This window comes from Croceicoccus sp. YJ47, from assembly GCF_016745095.1.
GTDB lineage: Bacteria > Pseudomonadota > Alphaproteobacteria > Sphingomonadales > Sphingomonadaceae > Croceicoccus.
Genome location: NZ_CP067087.1, coordinates 2,852,167 through 2,875,067, shown reverse-complemented (window position 1 = coordinate 2,875,067; position 22,901 = coordinate 2,852,167). Strand labels below are relative to the sequence as shown.

General features: G+C 66.4%; 19 protein-coding genes, 1 tRNA gene and 1 pseudogene. 4 read left to right on the top strand and 17 right to left on the bottom strand.

Annotated features, from left to right (window positions below):
* Window positions 1-29 precede the first annotated feature (29 nt).
* A complete protein-coding gene (locus JD971_RS13900) occupies window positions 30-794 on the top strand; it encodes an inositol monophosphatase family protein (RefSeq protein WP_202087709.1) in 765 nt (254 codons plus the stop codon).
* Here the strand turns inward: JD971_RS13900 and trxA are convergent.
* From trxA to ahcY, 8 genes and pseudogenes are all read right to left on the bottom strand, one after another.
* Window positions 791-1,111 carry a thioredoxin gene (gene trxA / locus JD971_RS13895; protein ID WP_202087708.1) on the bottom strand — a complete coding sequence of 107 codons (321 nt, stop codon included), beginning with the start codon at window positions 1,109-1,111 and terminating at the stop codon, window positions 791-793. The genes JD971_RS13900 and trxA overlap by 4 nt on opposite strands.
* A gap of 141 nt (window positions 1,112-1,252) precedes the next feature.
* Window positions 1,253-4,669 (bottom strand): annotated as a pseudogene (gene addA / locus JD971_RS13890) (double-strand break repair helicase AddA); the annotation flags it as partial.
* Complete coding sequence (gene addB, locus JD971_RS13885; RefSeq protein WP_202084303.1) at window positions 4,666-7,731, bottom strand: double-strand break repair protein AddB; 3,066 nt, start codon at window positions 7,729-7,731, stop codon at window positions 4,666-4,668. The gene addB and the pseudogene addA, both read right to left, overlap by 4 nt.
* A complete protein-coding gene (locus tag JD971_RS13880) occupies window positions 7,724-8,458 on the bottom strand; it encodes a nucleotidyltransferase family protein (RefSeq protein WP_202084301.1) in 735 nt (244 codons plus the stop codon). The genes addB and JD971_RS13880 overlap by 8 nt, the downstream gene beginning before the upstream one ends.
* Window positions 8,455-9,498 carry an aminoglycoside phosphotransferase family protein gene (locus JD971_RS13875; RefSeq protein WP_202084299.1) on the bottom strand — a complete coding sequence of 348 codons (1,044 nt, stop codon included), beginning with the start codon at window positions 9,496-9,498 and terminating at the stop codon, window positions 8,455-8,457. Before JD971_RS13875 ends, JD971_RS13880 begins: the two co-directional genes overlap by 4 nt.
* Entirely contained in the window at window positions 9,495-9,959 is a 465-nt protein-coding gene (gene tsaE / locus JD971_RS13870) for a tRNA (adenosine(37)-N6)-threonylcarbamoyltransferase complex ATPase subunit type 1 TsaE (RefSeq protein ID WP_202084297.1), read from the bottom strand. The genes JD971_RS13875 and tsaE overlap by 4 nt, the downstream gene beginning before the upstream one ends.
* Window positions 9,956-12,250, bottom strand: coding sequence for a PAS domain-containing sensor histidine kinase (locus JD971_RS13865; protein ID WP_202084295.1), 2,295 nt, complete (start codon window positions 12,248-12,250; stop codon window positions 9,956-9,958). The genes tsaE and JD971_RS13865 overlap by 4 nt, the downstream gene beginning before the upstream one ends.
* A gap of 130 nt (window positions 12,251-12,380) precedes the next feature.
* Complete coding sequence (ahcY, locus tag JD971_RS13860; RefSeq protein WP_202084293.1) at window positions 12,381-13,796, bottom strand: adenosylhomocysteinase; 1,416 nt, start codon at window positions 13,794-13,796, stop codon at window positions 12,381-12,383.
* A gap of 211 nt (window positions 13,797-14,007) precedes the next feature.
* On the opposite strand from ahcY, the gene JD971_RS13855 reads away from it, so the two are divergent.
* Window positions 14,008-14,487: a peroxiredoxin gene (locus JD971_RS13855; protein WP_202084291.1), complete on the top strand. Its 480-nt coding sequence runs from the start codon at window positions 14,008-14,010 to the stop codon at window positions 14,485-14,487.
* Between the two features lie 76 nt (window positions 14,488-14,563).
* Here the strand turns inward: JD971_RS13855 and JD971_RS13850 are convergent, their stop codons facing one another.
* The 5 genes from JD971_RS13850 to JD971_RS13835 all read right to left on the bottom strand — a co-directional run bounded on the left by JD971_RS13850 (window position 14,564) and on the right by JD971_RS13835 (window position 17,263).
* Window positions 14,564-16,087, bottom strand: coding sequence for a phospholipase D-like domain-containing protein (locus tag JD971_RS13850; protein ID WP_236672107.1), 1,524 nt, complete (start codon window positions 16,085-16,087; stop codon window positions 14,564-14,566).
* Window positions 16,084-16,461 carry a hemerythrin domain-containing protein gene (locus JD971_RS13845; RefSeq protein ID WP_236672399.1) on the bottom strand — a complete coding sequence of 126 codons (378 nt, stop codon included), beginning with the start codon at window positions 16,459-16,461 and terminating at the stop codon, window positions 16,084-16,086. Before JD971_RS13845 ends, JD971_RS13850 begins: the two co-directional genes overlap by 4 nt.
* Window positions 16,437-16,574, bottom strand: coding sequence for a hypothetical protein (locus JD971_RS16660; RefSeq protein WP_236672421.1), 138 nt, complete (start codon window positions 16,572-16,574; stop codon window positions 16,437-16,439). Before JD971_RS16660 ends, JD971_RS13845 begins: the two co-directional genes overlap by 25 nt.
* A gap of 139 nt (window positions 16,575-16,713) precedes the next feature.
* Window positions 16,714-16,790 (bottom strand) — tRNA-Arg (locus tag JD971_RS13840).
* A 62-nt stretch (window positions 16,791-16,852) separates the two neighbouring features.
* Complete coding sequence (locus JD971_RS13835; RefSeq protein ID WP_202084289.1) at window positions 16,853-17,263, bottom strand: (deoxy)nucleoside triphosphate pyrophosphohydrolase; 411 nt, start codon at window positions 17,261-17,263, stop codon at window positions 16,853-16,855.
* 122 nt (window positions 17,264-17,385) lie between these two features.
* Here JD971_RS13835 and JD971_RS13830 point away from each other — a divergent pair, with 122 nt between their 5' ends.
* Both JD971_RS13830 and JD971_RS13825 read left to right on the top strand, forming a co-directional pair.
* Complete coding sequence (locus JD971_RS13830) at window positions 17,386-17,571, top strand: Flp family type IVb pilin (RefSeq protein ID WP_202084287.1); 186 nt, start codon at window positions 17,386-17,388, stop codon at window positions 17,569-17,571.
* A 133-nt stretch (window positions 17,572-17,704) separates the two neighbouring features.
* Window positions 17,705-17,947, top strand: coding sequence for a Flp family type IVb pilin (locus JD971_RS13825; RefSeq protein WP_202084285.1), 243 nt, complete (start codon window positions 17,705-17,707; stop codon window positions 17,945-17,947).
* A 123-nt stretch (window positions 17,948-18,070) separates the two neighbouring features.
* Here JD971_RS13825 and JD971_RS13820 read toward each other — a convergent pair whose 3' ends face one another.
* The 4 genes from JD971_RS13820 to JD971_RS17220 all read right to left on the bottom strand — a co-directional run bounded on the left by JD971_RS13820 (window position 18,071) and on the right by JD971_RS17220 (window position 22,605).
* Window positions 18,071-19,582: a M48 family metalloprotease gene (locus JD971_RS13820; RefSeq protein WP_202084283.1), complete on the bottom strand. Its 1,512-nt coding sequence runs from the start codon at window positions 19,580-19,582 to the stop codon at window positions 18,071-18,073.
* Window positions 19,583-19,740: 158 nt separating this feature from the next.
* Window positions 19,741-20,700 carry an acetyl-CoA carboxylase carboxyltransferase subunit alpha gene (locus JD971_RS13815; RefSeq protein WP_202084281.1) on the bottom strand — a complete coding sequence of 320 codons (960 nt, stop codon included), beginning with the start codon at window positions 20,698-20,700 and terminating at the stop codon, window positions 19,741-19,743.
* 35 nt (window positions 20,701-20,735) lie between these two features.
* Complete coding sequence (locus JD971_RS13810) at window positions 20,736-21,674, bottom strand: tyrosine recombinase (RefSeq protein WP_256435262.1); 939 nt, start codon at window positions 21,672-21,674, stop codon at window positions 20,736-20,738.
* A 37-nt stretch (window positions 21,675-21,711) separates the two neighbouring features.
* Window positions 21,712-22,605 carry a hypothetical protein gene (locus JD971_RS17220; RefSeq protein WP_371809658.1) on the bottom strand — a complete coding sequence of 298 codons (894 nt, stop codon included), beginning with the start codon at window positions 22,603-22,605 and terminating at the stop codon, window positions 21,712-21,714.
* Window positions 22,606-22,901 lie beyond the last annotated feature (296 nt).

Sequence of the window (22,901 nt, the reverse complement as noted above, 5' to 3'; positions counted from 1 at the left end):
ACGCGCTGACCCGCGATGTTGCGGCCTTGATGCGGCGCGCCGCGCGCGAGGCGGTGATGCGGCATTATCGCACGCTTTCGGACGCGCAGATCGTGGAAAAGGCGCCCGACGATCTCGTCACCGTCGCCGACCGCAAATCCGAAGCGTTGCTGAGCGAGGGGCTCGCCGCGATCCTGCCCGAGGCCACGATCGTCGGCGAAGAGGCCGCGCATGCCGATCCCGCGATCCTCGACCGGCTGGGCGATTCGCTGTGCTGGATCATCGACCCGATCGATGGCACCCATAATTTCGCGCATGGCCGCCCGCCTTTCGGCATCATCATCGCGCTGGCCGAACATGGCGAGACGGTCGCCGGGTGGATCTACGACCCGTTAAAGGACCGCCTGTGCCATGCGCGGCGTGGCGGCGGCGCGTTCGTCGGGGAGGAACGGATCACGGCGCGCACCACAGGCGAAAATCCGCCGGTCGCGGCCATTTCCGTGATGTTCATGGATGAGGCGCAGCGCCACGCGATGAAGCGGCATATCGCACCGCATTACACGCTGACCGATATTCCGCGGTGCGCGGCGGAACAATATCCCCGGCTCGCGCTCGGCACCAATGACGTTTCGGTTTTCGAACGCACGCTGGCGTGGGACCATGCCGCGGGCGCGCTCTGGCTCAACGAGGCGGGCGGCATGGCGGCGCGCCTCGACGGGAGTGCCTATCGCGTGGACGACCGCCGCACCGGGATGATCGGTGCGGCGTCGCCTGCGATGTTCGACGCGCTCGCCGAACGGTTGAACGAAGCTTAAAGCTCGCTTTCGATCCAGCTCTTGAGCTGCGTCTTGGGCGCGGCGCCGAGCTTTTGCGCGACCGGCTTGCCATCCTTGTAGAGGATCATCAGCGGGATCGACTGCACGCCGATTTCGCCGGGCACCTGCTGATTGGCCATGATGTCCATCTTCGCGATGGTGATCTTGTCGGAAAGCTCCTCGCTGATTTCCTCCAGCGCGGGGGCGATCATCTTGCACGGGCCGCACCAGTCCGCCCAGAAATCGACGAGCACGGGCTTGTCGGATTTCAGAACGTCGGTTTCGAAGCTGTCGTCGGTTACGGTCTTGGTCGCCATGGCGTCTATTCTCCTGATTGCTTGGGCCCCATTTGGGGGCGCGGCGCGCAAATGCAAAGCCGGAGCGCGAAAACCATTATTCGCCCCCGACAAGGCCGCCTTGGCCGGCGCGATATCGGCATCCGAAAGCACGAACATCTGCGGCACATGGGTATAGAGCAGCGCCGCCTCGACCCGCCTTTCGGGGTAAATCGCCTCCAGCGCGGCGACATAGGCGGCCATCTGCCGGATATAGGCCGCGGGGATGTCCTCTTTCCCGGCGGGCGGACGGCGGGCGGTCTTGAAATCGACGATGCGGATCGTTTCGCCCAGGCACAGGCGGTCGACCGTGCCCGAAATCACGCGCCCGCCGACCGTCGCGGCGATCGGCACCTCGGCCAGCGCATCCGGCCCGAATACGTCGGAAAAGCCGGGGTGGGAGAGCACCCGCATCGCCGCGGCCACCATCTCGCCGCGATCTTCCGGGGCGAGATCGCCTGCCTGCCGATCGAGCCAGCGCCGCGCGGCCCCCTCGCGGCGGTCCTCCGCCACTTCGGGAAGGCGTTCGAGCAAGCGATGGACGAGCACGCCGCGCCGCGCCGCATCCATGCCGGCACCGGGGGGAAGCGGCGGATCGGGCGCGTCCTCCTCGCCCAGCGATGACGGGGCGAGCGGGCGCGGCGGGCGCGGCTCCGGCCCGACCGGCGTGGTCAGCCACCGGGGCAGCAGGGCCAGCGCGTCCTGTGCATCGGTCGCCGCATCGTGCATCGGTTCGTCCGGCGCCATCCCCCATTGCTTCGCCCCGGTCCAGATCGGATCGTCGCGCCACTCTTCCTCGAAAAGGGGGAGCAGCCGCGCGTACCAGCTGTCGCCCGGCGCCTCCTCCGCACGGGCCGGCAAGGCGCCTGCGATGAACAGTGCCTCCTCCGCCCGCGTCATCGCGACATAGAGCAGTCGCCAGTGTTCCTGCCGCTCCGCCAGGGCGGCGGCCTCCTGCGCCGCGGCGACCCGCCCACGGCGCTCCTCCTTGCGCAGCGCGGGCATCGGGAGGGTCCGGGGCGCGAAACCGGGCGCGTCCGATCCCGGCTCGGTCAATTGCAGCGTGGACGGCATGGACCGGTCCGGGTCGTCCGCCGCGTCGGCGAGAATGACGATCGGCGCCTGGAGCCCCTTGGACCCATGCACCGTCATCACCCGGACGAGCCCGCCATCGCCGCCGGCCTCGCGCTTTAGCTCGCCCGAACCTGCGTCGAACCAGCGGATGAAGCCGGTAAGGCTCGGCGTCTGCGTCGCGGAGAAGGACAGCGCCGCGTTCAGCAATTCGTCGATCGGATCGTTCGCTTCGGAGCCAAGCCGCGCCGTCAGCCGCGCCCGCGCCTGCCACGGCCCGACGAGCAGCCAGTGCAGCAAACTCTGCGGCGGCTGATAATCGGCGCGCGCCAAAAGGGGCAGAAGCCGTTCCACCGCGGCGCGCGGCAGGTCCGCCGTCGATGCGCGAAGATGGTCCCAGAGCGGGCGTCCCTTTTCGCGATAGCCGTGTTCGAGCAATGCGTCCTGCGACCAGCCGAACATCGGCGACACGAGCAGCGCGGCCAGCGAAAGATCGTCACCCGGCTGCACCGCAAAGCGCAAGGCCGCCATCAAATCGCGCACCGCCAGTGGCGCGCCCAGCCGCAGCCGGTCCACCCCCGCGACCGGCACGCCCCGCGCATGCAACCGCGCCACGATCAGCCCGGCCAGCTCCTTGCGCTTGCGCACCAGCACCATGACATCGCCCGGCCCCGCTCGGCGAGCCTGTCCCCGCTTTTCTCCTTTTACGAGCGGGAAACCGGTGTCGACCCAATGCGCGATCTGTTCCGCGACATTGTCGGCCACGCGCCGGTCGGGCCGCGACAGCCAGCTTTCCTCGCCCGCATCGCCGCTCTCGTCCTCATCCTCCGGCATGGCGCCTACCGCGCGCCAGATCACGACCTGTCCTGCGCGCATCTCGCCGACATGCTTGCCGGGATCGTCGCGCAGGCCGAAATTTTCAGGCGCGATCCTGTCGATCGCCTTGTCCACGAAATCGAGCACCGGCTGCGCGGTGCGATAGCTGCGGCCGAGGCCGTATTCCTGCAATTCGCGCAAGTCCGGGCCGCCGCGCTGCGCCTCAACATTGGCGAAGGCCTCCGCCATGCGCGCCTTCACCCGCAATTTGGCGGATTCGAAGTTTTCGGGGCTCGTCCCCTGAAAGCGGAAAATCGCCTGCTTGTAATCGCCCACCACGAAGAGCGTGCGCATCCGGCTGTCGCCTGCGCCCTGTCCGGCAAAGAATTCCTCGGTCAGCGCCTCGATCACGTTCCATTGCGCGGCATTGGTGTCCTGCGCCTCGTCGATGAGGATGTGATCGAACCGCCGGTCGAGCTTGTACCGGATCCAGTCCGCCATGTCGGAGCGTTGCAAAAGGCGGGCGGCCTGCCGGATCTGATCGTCGAAATCGATCAGCCCCTCGCGCTGTTTCGCCCGCCCCCATTCGAGCGCGAATTCACGTCCCAGCATCAGGGCCGGGGTCAGCCATTCGGCAAGCGTGGCAAGCGCGCGAAGCTCCTCGATCTCGTCAAGCTGCGCGCCGACCATGCCCGCATGGGTGGCATAGGCGGGGTCGATCTTTTCAAGATTGGTGAGCCGCTTGACATCGCCTTTCTGCGTGAACAGCGCGGACCGCAATTCGGGCAGGTTGTCGGCCCGCGCCTGCGCATCGCGCGCGAGCCAGGCCGCGACGGACGCCGCCATTTCGAGCCCGCTCTTCGTCCCCCATTCCACCATCGTATCGCGGCACAGCGCAAGCGCCCGCGTATCGAAGCGATCCTCCCCGCACAATGCCGCCACGTCGCAGCCCAAGAAATCCGCCGACAGGCCGAGCAGGCGATTGACCCGCGGGCGCAGCGGCGGTTGCCAGGCACCCGGCCCCTCCCACGCCTCCGCCGCATCGGCGCACGCCATCAGGAAACGTTCGATCGCCGACTGATCCGCGCGAAGGGACAGCGCCGACAACGCAGCGATGAGCGCATCGCCGCCCCGCTCCTCCGCCGAAACCAGCATGGCCGAGAGCACCTCGCGCAGCAGAAGCTCGCGGTCGCGATCCTCCATCGCGCGCGTGCCGGGCACCAGCCCCGCCTCCATCGGAAAGGCCGACAGCAACCATTGCGAGAAAGCATGGATCGTCTCGATCCGCAGGCCGCCGCCCGGACAATCGAGCACCGCGGCAAAGCGCGTGCGCGCCCGTGCCCGCGTTTCGGGATCGGAGGACGCGCCGATCGCCTGAAGATCGTGGGCGAGCGACGCGGCATCCGCCCGCACCCAGCTAGCCAGCACGTCATTGACCCGGTTCGCCATTTTAGCCGCGCCCGCCTTCGTAAAGGTCAGGCACAGGATCTGCGAAGGTTCCACCCCCGGTTCGAGGAGGAGGCGCAGCACGCGGGCCGACAGCACCTGCGTCTTGCCGGTGCCGGCACTTGCCGAAAGCCAGACCGTGTCGGCGGGATCGACCGCCGCACGCTGATTATCCTGAAGCGGATAGACCTTGGCCGCGCCGCTCATGCGCTGTCTCCTTCGCCGGGATCGCGCCGGGCCCGCCCCTGCCATTCGTCGAGACGCATGAGCTGGTCATACTCGTTATATCCCGGCAGATCCGGGTTCAGGCGGGCGGTGAACGGTGCATCGCCGGCAATCCATTTCGCAATCGCGTCGGACAGGAAGAAGGCGCTTTGATCGAGAAATTCCTCGCGCGCGAGGCCTGTACGCTTGCGCCCCTCCTTCACCGGTTCGTCGCGAAAGCCGAAACCGTCCTTCCCGCGGGCGAGCGACCAGTATTCGAACCGGTCCGGCGTGCCGTCGATCCCTGCGTCGTGAAATCCACCGCGCGCCGCGACGAGGCCCGTCGTCCCCAGTTGCAGGGCAAACCCTTCCTCCACCATGCTGGCGCTCGGCGGGCGGCCGGTCTTGTAATCGACGATGGCGAGCGTACCATCGGCGAGCCTGTCGATCCGGTCGGCGCGGGCCTCCACCCGCACGCCGTCGACGGTGATGACGCCCTTGCATTCCGTGGCCGCGATCGTCCGCCCGTCGGTCACAAGCGCCGCCGTCTCCGCCTCGATCCAGTCGAGCGCGGCGAGCAGGCGCGGCTGCCATAATCCGCGCATGAACGGGTGGCCGGACATCGCGTGCAGCATGTCGCGCGCCAGATCGTGGAGCGTTCCCGGCGCCGCCCCGTGGTCGCGATGCCAGCGATGGAGGATGTCATGCACGGCCGAGCCCCGCCACGCAGGCGTCGGCTCATCATCGATCGCGTCGAGCGCGTGAAGCCGCAGGATCGACCGGGCATAGAACTGATACGGATCGGAGCGCAGCCGGTCCAGCCCGGTGGCCGAAAGACCGACGCGGCGCTGCTCCGCCGAAGGCATGGGCCGGGGCTGCGAATGCGGGGCAACGGGTTCCACCCTGTCGATCGCGGCGCAGAGCGCAGGCGCGCTGCTCTGCACATGCGTTTCGAGCAATTTCGGCCCCAGCATCGCCCGCACGCGCAGGATGAACCGGCTCGCGATGACAGGGCCGCTGCTGTCGCGGCGGGCGTGGCTCAACACCACCTCCGGCGCGCCGAGTGCGGCGGCGAGGTCGTGCGCCGAAAGCCCGATGCGGAAATCCCCGCCCGGCACGCCCAGCGCGCGCAGCACGGCGGGCGCGATCAACGGATCGGTCGTCGCCGGCTGCGGCCAGCTGCCTTCGTGAAGCGCGCCGCAGATGACGAGATCGGCACGGCTCATCCGCGCCTCGATCAGGCCGTAGATCGCCAGCCGTTCATGCCCGCCATACGGGGGCCGCACCGCGACCTGCTCCATCGCGTCGCGCAGCATCGCCGGCAATTCGGCGGGTTCGAGCATGGTCGGAACGCCGCGCGCCTGTTCGCGCAGATCCTCGACAAAAGCGGCGAGCGCGCGCCCGTCCGCCTCGCCCCAGATGGAGAGGCCGCAAATCCCCTCCGCCGCCGCCGCAAGCGCATCGAGGCTCGCGGCAAGGTCGATCCGCTCCTCCCCGCCCAGCGTGACGAGCGGGGCCAGCATGTGCTCCACCGCGTCCCACCATGTACGCATCGCAGGGTCGCCCCGCCGCTCCGCCACCCGGTGCACCGCTTCGCGCAGCGGCGCCAGCCCGATGTCGAGCCGCGGCCCCCGCATCGCAAGATCGAGCCGCCTTGCATGGGACAGCCACGCCGCGCGGCGCGTGCCCCTCTCGTCCCCGCCTCCGCCATCGGACCCCAGCCCGGCATAGGGATGCATCAGCACCGAAAGCAGCGGGATCGCGGCCCCCCGCTCCGCCAGCACCTCCGATAGAAGCAGCAGCATCCGCCCCGCCACGGTCTGCGGCAGGGGGCGACCGGCGGTGTCGTCGGCGGCAATGTTCCACCGTTCGAGATGCGCGATCACCCGCCCGGCGAGCCCCCGGTCCGGCGTGATGAGCGCCACCCGCCGCTCGGGTGTTTCCAGCGCCTCGCGGATGAGGATGGCAATCGCCTGCGCCTCCTCCTCCGGATGGGCGGTTTCCATCAGGCGCACGCCCGACAGGCGCCGGGCCTCGGGTGGAAGATCGATCCATGTCGCGCTTTGTTCGGGGGGCAGGAACAGGTTCGAAATCGCGCGGCTGCGTTCGGGGGGTGCCTTGCTCATCCCCGCGCGATGCCAGGGCCGGACCTCGCCGCGCGCGACGCCCATCCGGTTGAGCAGGAGTTTGAGATGGTATTGCGGATGGGTGACCGCATCGCCCGCGCCGATGGGGGGATCGTCGGGATCCTCCCCCTTGCCCGCCCGGCCAAGCCCGTCCCACACCGCATCGTCCAGCGCGAGATCGAGATCGGGCAGCACCACGCTCCCCTCCGGCATTTCGGCAATCACGCGCAGCAGGCGCGCGATCGACGGGCTTGCGCTGGTGACGCCGGCGGCCACGATGGGGCCCGCGGGCGGGGTCCGGCTCCATTTCGCGGCAGCATGGTCGAACAGCCGGGTACGGCGCGCCGGTGCGTCGAGTTCGCCGCGCTCCTGCAATTCGGCAAGCCACATCGCCTGCACGCTGGCGAAAAGATGCAGGTTGCGGACCCAGTGTTCGGACAGTTCGCCGACGAGGTCGAGCACGCGCGCGCTCATCAATTCTTCGGGGCCAATCCCCTCGACCAGCAGGCGATCCATGCCGCGGGCAATATCGCGCGCCTGCCGCAGCAGGGCGGCCTGCCCGGAGATCGTGTCCATCCCCGCGCGCTCCATCGCGAGACGCAGCATCTGCGCGAGGCGCAGCCAGCGGCGCGTCGGGTCGGCAGCGGGCGGAATCTCGTTATCGGAACCGATGGGATCGAGCAGCGCGCCCAGCGTTTCGTCGAGATCGAGATCGCCGATCACCGCCATGCGCGGCAACAGCAATCCGCCCCCGCTCAACCGCACGAACGCCTCCGTCACCGTGCGAATGGCGCGCCTGCTCGGCAAAAGCAGGGTCAGCCGCGCCAGCCCTGCATCCTTTTCGCCGTAGCGCGGGATCAACCCCGCGACCAGCGCATCGGCAAAACCGCGATGCGCGGCAATGGAATAGAGCGAGAGCCGCGTCGCCGTTTCAGACACGCGTAAACAGTTCTTCGGCAGGCTTGATATGATGCGGTTCGCCGATTTCGATCCATTCGCCGGCGTGAATGGCCCCAAACAGCCGGCCCTCCTCCATCGCGCGCTGCCAGAAGACATTGGTGGAGAATTTCGCCTCCGCCGGTGGATCGCGCAGGAGGCGGCGATGCACGAGCTGTATCCCGCTGAACACGAAAGGCGCGACGCGGCCGGGTGCGCGGCGCGACACCCGCCCCATGGGATCGAGGTGGAAATCCCCCTGCCCCCGGTAATTATGCGTCCGCATGTGCGGGACGAGCAGGAGCAGCGCGTCCATCCGCTCCGCATCCCAGGCGATGGAAAGCTGGCGAAACACGTCGCGCGGCCCGTCGAGCCACATAGCATCGGAATTGAGACAGAAGAAGCAATCGGCATCCAGCAGCGGAAGCGCCTTCACCAGCCCGCCGCCCGTTTCCAGCAATTGTTCACGCTCGTCCGAAATGGTGACGGCGGGCGCGCGGCGCCGTTTGACATGCGCCTCGATCGCGTCGGCGAGATAATGCACGTTCACCACCGCCCGCGCGACGCCCGCATAGGCCAGCCGGTCGAGCGCATGGTCGAGCATCGGCTTGCCGCAGACCTTCACCATCGGCTTTGGCGTCATCGCGGTGAGCGGGCGCATACGCTTGCCCAGCCCCGCGGCCATTACCATCGCCACGTCACTGGCGAGTGGTTCGCGGCCAAGCGTCATTGCCCGTCCCCGAGTGGCGCCCCGTTCGCCATCCGGATCTCGGACGGGATATTCGCATCGAACCATCGCGCGACCGGCGCCAGCGCGGGATGGGCAAGGTCGCGCTCCATCGCGGCCCAAACCCGCGGGATCAGCGTCATGTAGCGATGCTTTCCGTCCCGGTGCGAAAGCCGCATGAAGATGCCGACGATCTTGGCATTGCGCTGTGCGCCGAGCCGTGCGTAATCGGCGCGAAACGCATCGCCCGCGCCGGTCCGGCTCGCATAATGGTCGAGCATTTCGGCCTCCAGCGTCTCGCTGACCTCGCGGCGTGCATCCTGAAGCAGCGAGACGAGATCGTAGGCGGGATGGCCGATCAGCGCGTCCTGAAAATCGAGGAGGCCCTGTCCATAAGGAGCAGCCCCGCCGGCGCCGCCCTCCGCGTCGAGCAGCATGATATTCTCGGCATGATAGTCGCGCAACACGGTCACGCCCGCGCCATCGTCGAGCGGTGCGAGCACCTCGCGCCAGGCCTGCTCATACCCGTCATCGTCGACGCGCAAGCCCCGCGGAATGCAGAACCATTCGGTGAACAGCTTTGCCTCGCGCAGATATTCGGACATGTCATAGGGGCGGAACGGACCGGCCGGCGCGTCGCGCAACCGGGCCAGAACATCGACCGCGTCGCGGTAGACCGCCGTTTCGTCCTCTGCATGAAGGTCGAGATGGTCGCGCATGCGCCGGTCGCCGAAATCCTCGAGCAGGACGAGCCCGCGCTCCGCATCCTGCGACAGCACGCCGGGCGCGCGAAATCCGTGCCGCGTCAGATAGTCCGCCGCGTCGAGGAACGGGCGCGGATCCTCGTTCGGGGGCGGCGCATCCATCAACATCGCGCTCTCGCCCTCGCCCCGCCGCACCCTGTAATAGCGGCGAAAGGACGCATCGCCGGGCAAAGGCTCGACATGCGCGCCTCCCCATCCGGCATGGTCGAGGAAGGCGAGGATGTGCGGCGCCACGGGCGATCCGGACTGCCCCTCGGTCGTGTTCGTCTTTGCGGTCATGGCATTCGCCCTTGCCAATCCTTTGCGCCTTTCACAATGGCGATCCGCCCTTCGTCCGCCGGTTCGAGACGGATCGAGAGACAGGCCGGGTCGAATTCGAAACCGCCGGCATGCTCCGGCCATTCCGCGATCAGCGCCGCATCGCGTCGATAATCGTCGAGGCCGAGTTCCTCCACCTCCGCCGGATCGTCGAGCCGGTAGAAATCGGCATGGCATATCGGGAGCGAAACCGACGGCGGATCATAGGTCTGGATAATGGCGAAGCTAGGGCTCGGCACCTCGCCTTCGTGGCCGAGTGCGGCGATGATCGCGCGGGCGATGGTCGTCTTTCCCATGCCCAGCCCGCCCGAAAGCGCGACGACATCCCCGCCGCGCAGGCGTGCCGCGATGCGCCGGCCCAGCGCATGGGTCGCCGCCTCGTCGCGGAGCGGCAGGCGAAGCACGGGCGCACCATCCGTCATGGCAGGAAGATCGCGGCCTGCACGGACTGTCCGTCGCCATGCGTGAAATCCAGCCGCCCGCCATGCGCCTCGATCAATTCGCGCGCGAGCGGCAGGCCAAGCCCCGCGGTCTGTCGCGCCGCCTCGCCGCCGGACGCCTTGCCGGTGGACACATGCGCCACGCGGATGAGCGCGCCATTGGGCCTGCGCCGCAATTCGACATTGATCTGGCTGCCGCGCGCGCTCGCCGAAATGGCATTGTCGAGGACATTGCCGATCGCCCGGCGAAGGCGGCGACGGTCGCCCTGCACGCTGCCCGAAGACCGGTCCCCGCGCACGTTCAGCGTCAGCGCCTCTGTATCGATGCGCTCGGCCCGTTCATGCGCAAGTTCGGTGACCAGCGCCATCAGCTCGACCGTTTCATGGACCAGCGGCAACATGCCCGCCTCGCTCTGCGTCAAATCGAGAACCGCCTCGATCTGATCCGAAAGCCGCTGTGTCGAGGAGAGGATCGCATCGACGTAGTCCAGCTCCTTTTCATTGAGCGTGCCGGCAACCCCGCTGTGCAGCATTTCGGCAAAACCCATGATGGAGGTGAGCGGCGTGCGGAATTCATAGCTCATGTTCGCAAGAAAGCGCGTCTTGACCGCGTCCGCCTCCACCAGCGCCTTGTTCCGCTCGATCAGCGCGGCCTCCGCCTTCTGCGAATCGGTAATGTCGAGCGCGGACAGCATGCCGTTCCCATCGGGCAGCGGCACCCCCATCAGCGCGAGCGTGCGCCCATCCTTCATGGCAACGCGCCGGCTCGCACGCTTGCGCCGCAGGGTCGCGGATTCGATGATATGCGCGATGTGCTCCGCATCGTTTTCGTTATCGAGCTGCGACTGCAATGCGGGCAAAAGCGCATCGACATGGGGATGCGTCGCCAGGAATTTCTCGGCCAGCGACCACTCCGTGCCGAAACGGCGGTTCCACATCTGCACCTTGCCGTCGGGCGCGAACACGGCGAGCGCCTCGAACAGGCTGTCGAGGGTCGCCGACCGCACGCGTAGCAAGGTGTCGCGCGAACTGGCGAGCTTGAGCTGCTCGGTCCTGTCCTCCACGATCATCATCAGCCCGCCGTCCGGCATCGGCTGCGCCACCACGCGAAGATGCGTTCCGTCGGCGAGCACCCATTCCTCGTCCTGTGCGCCGCTCGCGGTGAACCATGCCTCGTGCTCGCGGCGCCATTGGGGAAAGTCGCGCACCTGCGGAAGCCGGTTGGAATCGCGCATCATGTCCAGCACGCGGCCCACCGGCACCGATTCGCGCCGGACATCGGCGGGAAGGTCGAACATGCGCCGCATCGGCAGGTTGATGAATATGAGATTCCGGTTGCGGTCGAACTGCGCGACGCCGGACGAAAGCTGATCGAGAAGGGCGCGCTGTGCCGCGCGGAACATGCGGAATTCGCGCGAAAGCTGCTCCACATCCTCGACATCGATGGCATAGCCGGCGACGCCTTCCTGCCCCACCGGCACGTCGCTCACGCGCAGGGCGCGGCGCTCGCCGCCGATCGTGGCCATGACCGTGCGCTCGACCGGGCGGCGCGCGGCGAAGGCCTGGCTCGCCACGTCGGCGGCATCGACCCCGGCGATGGACTCGACCAGCTCGATATTGGCCGCGGTGGTGCGCCCGGCATCCGGCGCGCCGACGCTGCGGACATAGGCCTCGTTCACCAGCTTCATCTTGCCATCGGGGCCGCGGAACCACATCGGGATCGGCGCCGCCTCGATAAGGCCGGAGAGCGCCGCATATTCGCCCTGCACCTTGTCACGCTCCTCCGTCAGCCGTTCGATATCGTCCGCCATGTTCGTGACGTCGATCGCCCAGACCAGCACGGAGCCAGCGGGTGCGTTGCGCGAATCGGCGCCCTTGCCCTCCAGCATGATCGTGCGCGGGCCGCCGCCGGGCCGCACCGTCATGCGAAAGGGCGTGGCCGATGCCTTCGTATCGCGAACCGCCTGGCCGAGCGCCTCGACATTGGCCGCCGACAGCCCGCCTTCGTCCTGCACCAGCTCGGCCATGGTCGCGGGCATCCGGTCGAACCCGAACCACCGCGCGAGCCGTGCCGGCCCCTCGATCCGCAGCGACGCATCGATCAGCAGGGGCTGTGCCGGGGCGGCGTCGATCATGGATTGCAGGTGATCGGGCGGCGCCTTGGCGTGATGTGCCGCGAGGGCGCGCGCCTTCATCACCGCAAAGACCGCGGCCATGGTCCACCCGGCGAGAATCAGCCCGATGGCGGCAAGAGCGATCCCGCTCAATTCCATCGCCGCGCCCGTGCGTCGCGCGATCGCGCCAGAAAGGAAAAAGCCCGCATACCCATGGCCATAGGGCTAGGGAATGCGGGCTTCCATTACAATCTGTCCGATGCCGTCCGGCCCCGGAAAACTGATCCGCTTAGTAGCGGTAATGGTCCGGCTTGAACGGGCCTTCGACGGGGACGCCGATATAATCGGCCTGCCGCTTCGACAGCGTCGTCAGCTTCACGCCCAGCTGTTCGAGGTGCAGCGAGGCGACCTTCTCGTCCAGATGCTTGGGCAGGACATAGACGTCGTTCTTGTATTCATCGCCCTTGGTGAAAAGCTCGATCTGCGCCAGCACCTGATTGGTGAAGCTGTTGCTCATGACGAAGCTGGGGTGCCCCGTCGCACAGCCGAGATTCACGAGCCGGCCCTTCGCCAGGATCAGCAATTGCTTGCCATCGGGGAAGGTCACGAGATCGGTGCCGGGCTTGATCTGCTTCCACTCGTAATTGTCGAGGGCGGAAATCTGGATCTCGGAATCGAAATGGCCGATGTTGCATACGATGGCCATGTTCTTCATCGCCTTCATGTGTTCGCCGGTGATGACGCCCTCGTTGCCGGTCGCCGTCACGAAGATGTCGCAGCGTTTCACCGCGTCTTCCATGGTGACGACCTCGTACCCTTCCATCGCGGCCTGAAGCGCGCAGATCGGGTCGACCTCGGTCACCATCACGCGGGCGCCGCCATTGCGCAGCGAATCGGCGCTGCCCTTGCCGACATCGCCGAAGCCCGCGACACAGGCGACCTTACCGGCCAGCATCACGTCGGTCGCGCGGCGGATCGCGTCGACGAGCGATTCCTTGCACCCGTACAGATTGTCGAACTTCGACTTTGTAACGGAGTCGTTCACGTTGATCGCGGGGAACGGCAGCTTGCCCGCCTTCGCAATGTGATAAAGACGGTGCACGCCGGTCGTCGTTTCCTCCGACACGCCGCGAATGGCCTCCACGCTGCGGGTGAGGTAGCCGGGCTTGCGCTTGATGAAGGCCTTCAACGCGCGCTGCATCTCGATCTCTTCGGCGTTTTCGGGGTCGGGCATCTCCTCGCCCGCCTCCAGCCGTGCGCCCCACAGCGCGAACATCGTCGCATCGCCGCCATCGTCGAGGATCAGGTTCGCGGTGTTGTCCGAACCGTCGGTGTCCCATTCGAAGATGCGACCGACATAATCCCAGTAATCGGCGAGGCTCTCGCCCTTGATCGCGAAGACCGGCACGCCTCTTTCGGCAATGGCGGCCGCGGCGTGATCCTGCGTGGAGAAGATGTTGCACGTCGCCCAGCGCACATCGGCACCCAGCGCGGTGAGCGTCTGGATGAGCACGGCGGTCTGGATCGTCATGTGGAGCGAGCCGGTGATGCGCGCACCGGTGAGCGGCTTGCTCGCCCCGAATTCCTCGCGCAGCGCCATCAGCCCCGGCATTTCGGTTTCGGCAATCGCGATTTCATCGCGGCCATATTCGGCAAGCCCGATGTCGGCGATGACGTAATCTTCGTTTTTTGCAGCAGTGGCCAAGGCGCTGTGCTCCTGTGAAAATGATGAAAGACAATGGTTCGGCCCCGGCGAAGGGCCCCTGTATCGCTTCGCGCTTTAACGCCTCGACGCGTAGAGGGCAAATATAAAGGAAACTTTATATGTATACCCCGCATCGTTCGCGCCCTTGTCGCCCGCGCGATGCCGCCTATCTGGCACGGTGACGATCACAGTCAGACAGAAGGACCCGTTCATGACGATCAAGCAAGGCGATACGCTCCCCGATGCAAAGCTGGTGAAAGCCACCCCCGACGGCCCGGCTCCTGTACAGGCGAAGGATTATTTCGCCGGTCGCAAGGTCGCGCTGTTCTCGGTTCCGGGTGCCTTCACCCCGACCTGCTCCGCCCGCCACCTGCCCGGTTTCGCGGACAAGGCCGAGGAACTCAAAGCCAAGGGCATCGACGAAATCGCCTGCACCGCAGTGAACGATGCGTTCGTCATGGGCGCCTGGAACGATCGTGACGGTTCGCAGGACATCACCATGCTTGCCGACGGCAATGGCGAATTTGCAGAGGCGCTCGGCCTCACCATGGACGGCAGCGGTTTCGGCATGGGCAAGCGCGGACAGCGCTGGGCCATGATCGTCGACGATGGCAAGGTCACCTCGCTCAACGTCGAAGAAGGCGGCGATTTCAAGGTCAGCAGCGCGGAGCACATGCTCGACCAGCTCTGATCGAGCCTTTCGCAATTGCCACAAAGGGGGCGCTTCCACGACGGAGCGCCCCCTTTTTCATGCGCCGGTCACGCCCTTATTTCGGGCGGCGCAGGCGGCGGAACAATCCCTTGCGCTTGCTCATCGGTTCGAACATATCCGCCGGGCTTTCGGGGTCCAGCCATTCCTCGTCGGCCAGCGTCTTTTCGACGTCGGTCAGCTCCTTGAGCTCGAACAGGCGGAGGCTACGCCCCGGTTGGGAATGTTCGCGGATCAGCGCGCGCATGGATCCGTATTTCTCCAGCAATCCGCCGATCTCGCCCTCGGGAATGCCGAGATGTTCGGCGAGCAGCGAATAGCGTAGCTTGCGAATATTGTCCCCCTGCGTGCGATTGGGCGCGCGCGCCGTATCGAGCAGCAGGTCGCATTCGCTGTCGAGCCCGAGCGAACGATTGTTCATGTTCGCCGACCCGATTTTCAGCACCTCGTCGTCCACGATCATCAGCTTGGCATGCACATAGATGGGCGTGCCCTTGTCCGTGTGCACATAGAGCTGGAAGCGGTTGCCGGGATCGTTCCGGCCGATCGTCTCGATCAGGCGCGCACGGGCGGTATCCATCGCCTGCTGCTCGAGCCAGCCCTCGGCGGTCACCGGGTTGACGATGACGATCTCCGGCGGGTCATCCTCCTGCATGCGCCGGCAGATCGCTTCGGCAATCTTGCGCGATGCGAAATACTGGCTCTCGGCATAGATGAAATTCTTGGCCCGGCCGATCAGCTCGACGAAAAGCGCCTCGATCTCGCGGATTTCCTCGATGTCGCCATATTGCGCGCGGGTGCGCGACACGCCGAGTTCGACATCCTCGAAATCGGGTTCCAGACCCTCCGGCCACGCGGTCTGCGACTGCGCCTCGACGGGGCGAAGCTCGTGCCCGCCCGCAAGCCTCCACCGGGTCAGCGCCAGATCTTCCAGCGCCCGCACGATGTCGCCTTCGACCATCATCGTCATGTCGTGCCATGGGGGATATTTCCGCCCGCCCGGTTGGCGGCGGCGCGGGTCGCGGTCGATATGATCGCGCGTGTCCCACCGATCCGCCGTCATGTCGATGCCGCCGCACACGGCAACGGTATCGTCGATCACGACGATCTTCTGATGATGGGAGCAGCCGAAGGGATGCATCGAATCGAACTTGAACTCGATCCGGTCATGCCGATACCAGCGCCATATATCGGCCAGCATCGAACCGCGGAAAAACATCTTGATCGCGCCGAAATCCCATTTCAGCACGCGAATTTCGAGATCGGGATTGCGATTGGCGAGCCACACGACAAACCGGCCCAATCGCCGTGGCGGCCGGTCGCGCCCGAAAATCTGATACCAGCGGCGCCCGCGGCCAAGCGCGATGCGCGTGTCGAAGTCCCATCCGATCAGCAGGATGCGCTTCTTCGCGTTCATCATCGCCTGCTGCATGCACTGAAAATAATCGGCCGCGTCGACGATCACGGTCGCGCGCGTCGCCCGGTCATAACGCCAGACGGCGGGAGAGGCCCTTTCCTCCCCCGTCGCCTGCAAATCCTCCTGACGGGTGATGTCCCCCGGCGAGTCCAGCGGTGTGCTCACTCCTTGGCGTCTTCCATCTTTTCGGGCGTGACTTCGGCGTGGTCCTTTTCCGCTTCCTTGCGGCGGTCGAACACGGACCGCATGTGCGCGATGTCGTCCTCGGTCAGATATTTCGCGAAATCGGGGAAGTGATCGTCCTCTTCCTCGTCGATGTGGTGTTCGTAATCGTGACGCAGATCCTTGAATTTGGACAGCCACGCGCTCGACGACATGTCCGTCGCGGCCAGATCGTTGAGCATTTCCTCGATCTCGTGATGCTCCGCGACCGAATGGCGGGTTTCGCCCGTCGTTTCAGGCTTGCGCAACATGGTGGAGTACAGCGCCTGCTCCTCGGCGGCGGCGTGGCTTTTCACCTCGCGCGTGAACTGCGCCAGGAGATCGGCGCGCTCTTCGCTTTCCCCGACGTGCCGGCCATTTTTTCGAGCAGCTTGCGATGATCGTCGTGGTCCTTCTTCAGACGATCGAAAATGTCGGTCTTGTCGGCCATGCGCATTTCTCCTTGCATCTTTCGCTATGGGAACAGGCGAAGCGAGATGCGGTTCCGAGCAGCGCGGCCCCCGTGGACAAACGCGAAAGGCGGACACGAAAAAGGCCGCTCCCTCTTGCGAAGGAGCGGCCTGAATTCGTGGTGCGCCCGGAAGGATTCGAACCTCCGGCCCCCTGATTCGTAGTCAGGTACTCTATCCAGCTGAGCTACGGGCGCCTTGTGGGGTGGCAAATAGTCGGCACGCCGAACATTGGCAAGCCCTGTCTGTAACAAAATTATTAACCGCCGAGAAATCCGCGAAATCGCAGCAGTTCCCGGTCGAGCGGCGCGAGATCGAGCGTGTCCAGCATGTCCGCCGCCGTCCATCGCAGGGCTCCGCCTTCCTGCGGATCCGGCGTCCCCGACCAGCGCCGGCAGGCATAAAGGAGAAGCAAGATTCCCCCGCCGCCCGGCCCGCCCTGGCGCGAGGATACGAACCCCGACGGCACGCAATCGTCCGGTGCGACGAGAATCGCCAGTTCCTCGTGCAATTCGCGGGCGAGCGCATGGTCCGGCTGCTCGCCCGGATCGACCTTCCCGCCGGGAAACTCCCAGAGACCGCCATGATGCTTGTCCTCGGGCCGCCTGTGCATCGCGATCCGCCCGTCCGGACCGATCAGCGCGCCGGCGACGACAATGATCGGTGCCATCGTTTTTTCCATCCCATCCACGTGCAAGCCCGAGGGGCCGCTCAACCAAAGCTTAACGGCTTTGCTGCATCACATGCCCCGTATCCGAAGAAAAGACCTGCCGCAAAACCAAGGAGCGCCGGATGACCAGCTGGATCAAGGCAATTTGGCACGATGAAAGCGCCGCCACCGCCGTGGAATACGGCCTGATCGCGGCGGTGCTCGTGATCGGACTCATCGGTTCGCTGGTTTTCTTCGCGTCCAGCACGATTGGCATGTGGGACGGCGTATCGACCCGGACTCAAAACGCCGTGGAAAAGAAGAATTAACCGAATTTACGATTTATTCAGTAATTCCCCTTAACCATCGAATGGCGCGATCTCAACGGAATGGGGGCAATACGAAATTCGCCAGACCGTAATTTGAACGGCGCAATCGAGTTTTGAAGTCAGGAGACCAACCATGAAGCTTTTCCACCAGATCATCAAAGACGAATCCGGCGCGACCGCCATCGAATACGGCCTGATCGCCGCCCTCATCGCCGTGGCATGCATCGGCGCGCTCACCACGCTGAGCGGTAGCCTGCAGGGCACGTTCACGACCGTCGGAACCAAGCTGGGCGGCGACGCCGGTGCTGGCGCGGACGCCGGTGCGGATGCTGGCGCAGACGCCGGTGCGGATGCTGGCGCGGAAGGCGGCGTCTAATTCCCAAGTCCATCGACCCGATGACAAGCGACGGGCGGCGAGCAATCGCCGCCCGTTTCGTTTGGCGCATGAAAAAGGCGGCATCCGGGAATGCCGCCTTTCTCGATGTCAGGGCGAAGGGAATCAGTAGGTGACGATCTTCACCTTCTCGCCTGCGCGCAGCGTCGCATTCGGGTCGAGCGAGTTGAGCACCAGGAACCGTTCGAGCTGCGCATTGTCATACGCCATCCGGTTGGCGAGCGAACGAATGGTGTCGCCCGATTTCACCGTCACGACGCTGACCTTGCGCGCCTTCACGGCATTGGCCTCGGCCGAGGAGATGCGGCGCATCGAATTGAACATCGGATTGAACGTCGCTGTCTGACCCACCGGCGTGATGGTCAGGAAGTGAAACGCCTGATCGTTCGAAAATTCATAGGCGAAAACGGTCACCTCGACATTCGACTGTCCGTTGTTCACGCGCGCCTGGCCATAGGCGGCCTCGATTCCGTTCACCGTGGTGCGCTGTATCGCCTGCGGCACGATGTTCTGCTGCCCTTGCGGGGTGAGATCGGCGAACGCTGCGCGGATGTAGCTTTCGAGATTATTGCCATAAGGCCGCGTGGTGAGCTGCGCCTTGCCCGTCTGTCCGGTTATGGTGACGGCTTGCGTGCCGTTCACCATGAAATACCCGTCGGGGGCACGAAACTGAAAACCGAACACCGGGTGGATGAAGGTGGAGCCGTTCACCACGCCCTGCTTCGGGTCGTCGCCATACATCATGCCGTTGATACGGCTGAGGAAAACGTCGCGATTGGTGACATTGCCGGGCATGCCCTGCGCCTCGGCCAGCGCCTCGTTCACGCGGCTCGCCGGATCGGGGTGAGTCGAGGCCCATTCGGGAACGTTGGTGTCGCCCCGGCCCGTCAACCGCGCATCGAGCGCGTTCTGCTCGGCCAGGCTGCGCAGCACGGTGCTCATCGCGCGCGGATCGTAACCCGCCCCCGACAGATAGGCGACACCGAGATCGTCGGCCTGACGCTCCTGGCTCCGCGAATAGCCGAGGGTGAGCAGCTGGCTGCCGGTCTGCGCGACCTGCTGCCCGATCTGTCCAAGCGCGCTATTGCCGAGCAGCACGCCCGAAAGCACGGAGCCCAGCACGCCGAGGATCGAGTTCTGCTGCGCCGCTTTCTGTCGCGACTGCGAATGGCGGGCCGCCACGTGGCCGACCTCGTGACCCAGCACGGCGGCAAGTTCCGCCTCATTGTCGATGAGCCCGACAAGCTGACGCGTGGTGTAGATGTAGCCGCCGGGAATGGCGAAAGCGTTGTTCACCGGCGAATTGAGCAGCGTCACCGTATAGGCGCTCTGCGCGTTGGCGAGCCCGGATTGCGTGGCGATATTCTGGCCGACCTGCTGCACATAACCGGCGCCCGGCCCTTCGTAGGAACCGCCGAACTCGGCCACGAGCTGCGGGTGCGCCTGTGCGCCCTGCTGCTTTTCTTCCGGCGTGATCGCTTGCGCCTGTCCCGGCACCACCGGCGGCGTGGTCGTCCCCGCACAGCCCGACAAGGCCAGCGCACCGACGGATGCAAACGCGGTCAGCCGCACCTTGCGAAGAAACGTGGGAAAAGGGGTGGCGGGGCGGTTCGGCATTTGATCAGGCTCCTCGATACGAACGTGACGAGGGCGGGCGCATTCCGACGGACCTGCGACCACACCCCGGTATGTTGCGGGTAAAACCAGCCTGAACCTGCAATTGTTCCCGGCGGCCTTCGCCCGACCGTTCGAACGCCGTCACCCGGCGCGCGCGATTATGACCCGATCGATCCGATCGCAATGAAACGGTCCGCACGCTGACGCTGCAAGGTTGCGGAGTCGAGCCGCGACAGCACGGAAAGCTCCTGCTCGATCGCGTCCGCCAGATTTTGCGACGCCGCCGCAGGATCGCGATGCGCCCCGCCGAGCGGTTCTGCCACGATGCGGTCGATGACCTGAAACCGGCGGAGATCCTGCGCCGTGACCTTCATCGCCTCGGCCGCTTCGGGCGCCTTTTCGTTGGTGCGCCACAGGATGGAGGCGCACCCCTCGGGCGAGATCACGGAATAGACCGCATGTTCCATCATGAGCACGCGCTCCGCCGCGGCCAGCGCCACCGCACCGCCCGATCCGCCCTCGCCCACGATCGCGGCGACCATCGGCACCGGGAGATTGAGGCAGGCCTCCGTCGCGCGGGCGATCGCCTCGGCCTGGCCGCGCTCTTCCGCCTCGACGCCCGGAAACGCCCCGCTCGTATCGACGAGCGTGACCACCGGAAGGCCGAACCGCCCGGCGAGTTCCATCAGGCGGATTGCCTTGCGATAGCCTTCCGGCTTGCCCATGCCAAAATTGTGGCGGAGCCGGCTTTGCGTATCGTTGCCCTTTTCATGCCCGATCAGCATGACGCGCCGGTTGCCCATCGTCGCGAAACCGCCCATGATCGCCCGGTCGTCGCCAAACGCACGGTCACCGGCGAGCGGCACGAAATCGGTGAAGGCATGGGCGACGTAATCGCCGAAATGCGGGCGGGCCGGATGGCGGGCGACCTGCGTCTTCTGCCACGGGGTCAGGTTGCGATAGATCGCGGCGCGCTGCGCATCGGCCTTGGCCTGCAGCTTGGCGATGTCGCCGTCCATTTCCCCGGCGACATCCGCCTTTTCGGCAGTTTCGCGCAATTCGGCGATCCGCCGTTCCAGCTCGGCAAGCGGCTTTTCAAATTCGAGATAGCTAATCATTTCGCGCCAACCGCTACGGTCGAAGGCCGCGCCGGTCAACTCGTATCCGACGCATTCCCACCCCGCCGCGCCAAAGGATGGCGCGCATTGACGAGCGCGACGAGCCGCCCCGCATCGACATGGGTGTAGATTTGCGTCGTCGCGATATCGGCATGGCCGAGCAGGCTCTGCAACACGCGCAGGTCGGCCCCGCCCTCGAGCAGATGCGTCGCGAAGGCATGGCGGAGCACGTGCGGGCTGACCGATTCGGGCGCGATCCCCGCCCGCGTGGCCAGTTCGCGCAGCATCTGAAACAGGCGGACCCGGCTTATATGAGAGCCGCGCGAGGGAAAGAGGTAGCGCGAGCCCGCATCGCGCCCCGCCCCGCGCACCGCCATCCAGTCGGAGAGCGCCGCCCGCGCCCGCCCGCTCACGGGCACGAGCCGTTCCTGACCGCCCTTCCCCTTGATGGTGAGCAGCGGCGCATCGCGCGGCACCGCGCTCAGCGGCAGCGACACAAGCTCCGTCGCGCGCAGGCCGGACCCGTAGAGCAATTCCAGAAGCGCCAGCATGCGCAGTGCGGCGGGCCTTGCCTCCGCCGCCTCCTCCTCCGCGCGGGTCAGCAGCGCCTCCACCTCCGCATGGGACAATATCCGCGGGAGCGGGCGCCGCGTCGCCGGTTTCGGCAGAGCGCCCGAGGGATCGTCGTCCCGCATGTGCGAATCGATCAGAAAGCCATAAAACTGCCGGAGGGCGGAACAACGCCGCGCCACGCTCGACGGCGCAAGGGCGGACCATTGCGGGCCGAGCGCGGCCAGATCGTCCGGCCCGGCGCGAAGCAGCGAGGGCAACGCATCGCGCGCGGCATCGAGATCGCGGCGATAGGCGGCAATGGTATTGGCCGCCGCCCCCCGGTCCACCGCCGCCATTTCGAGAAACGCGTCGATCGCCGCACGGTCGGCGCGCGCGCTTTCGCCGGCACTTCCATCGCTCACCGCCGCGCGCCCCGGTCCCGAAGCACGCACCGCAGCATCAGGCGCGCGCGACGGCCTCGGCCGCGATCATCCGTGCCTCCGCACGCATACCCGCGGCGTTGAGCGCGGACACGATGTGATAGAGATAGAGCGGCGTCATCTTGCTCCAGTCGCTGCCCTGCATGCCGAGCGCGGCGAGATAGGTGACGAGCGGCTGGTTGCGCCGCTGTGCCGAACGGGTGATCGCCTGTGTCCACCGGGTCCGGCGGGCAAGGTCGAAGCCCATGTCGCTTGCGAGTTCCGCGCTCGTCCCATCGTCGAGCCGGCCCAGTCCGGCCAGCCCCGCGACGAGGAAAGCGGCCTGACGCTCGCTCCCCACGTCCATGTAGTCGCGCACCGCGCCCTCGCTGACCTCGCCCGTCGCCGGATTGGCGAGCGACAGCAGCGCCCACCCTTGCGACCCGGTCGGCACCACGCTCGCCCAGCGCAGCGCATTGCGGTCCAGCCCCGCGGTCAGCATCGAGGCGATGAGCGGCCCCGCATCCTCGGCAAATTCTTCGGACGGGAGCAGCCGCGCCGCGGCATAGGCGGTGAGAACCTGGCGCGATTCGTAATTCGCCGCGGCCTCGCCGCCGGTCGCCCGCTCGCCCCAGATCTCGCGGATGGCCGCGAGCCGCTGTGACGGCGTGCCGACATAGGCGGTGCGGAGCCGGTTCGCCTGCGCCGCCGCATCGCCGTCCATGTCGGTCTGCGCGTAAATCTGGGAATAGAGATCGACCAGCGCCGCGCTCGACAATATGCCCGCCGCCGCGGCGGTCTGTGCGCCCTGCGCCCGTTCGCCGAGGCCGACATTGGGCGACGTCGCCGCGTAATAGGCATAGCGCGCCCCCCCCGCATCGACGAGCGCGGCCGGAACCGTGCCCCCGTAGCGGTGGCGAGCGCATAGCGCCACGGCGTCAACTCATCCACATCGTCCCATTCAACGGTGACGGCGCGGCGTTCGGTGCCGAAAGCACCTGCATATTTCTGTGCGAGCAGGGCATCGATCGCGGGCGCCTGTTCGCGGCGCAGCATACGCTCGATCCGGTCCATCCCGCTCGTCTCGCCCGAATAGGTCGAACAGATCCCGCGCAGCAGGTTCCACTGCGGATCGTCCCGTTCCGCACCGTGCAGGCGCACCATCGGGCATGCGCCGGTGATGTCGCCGTTGGCGAGATAGCTGTCATAGGCCGTCGCGATGAGCGCGGG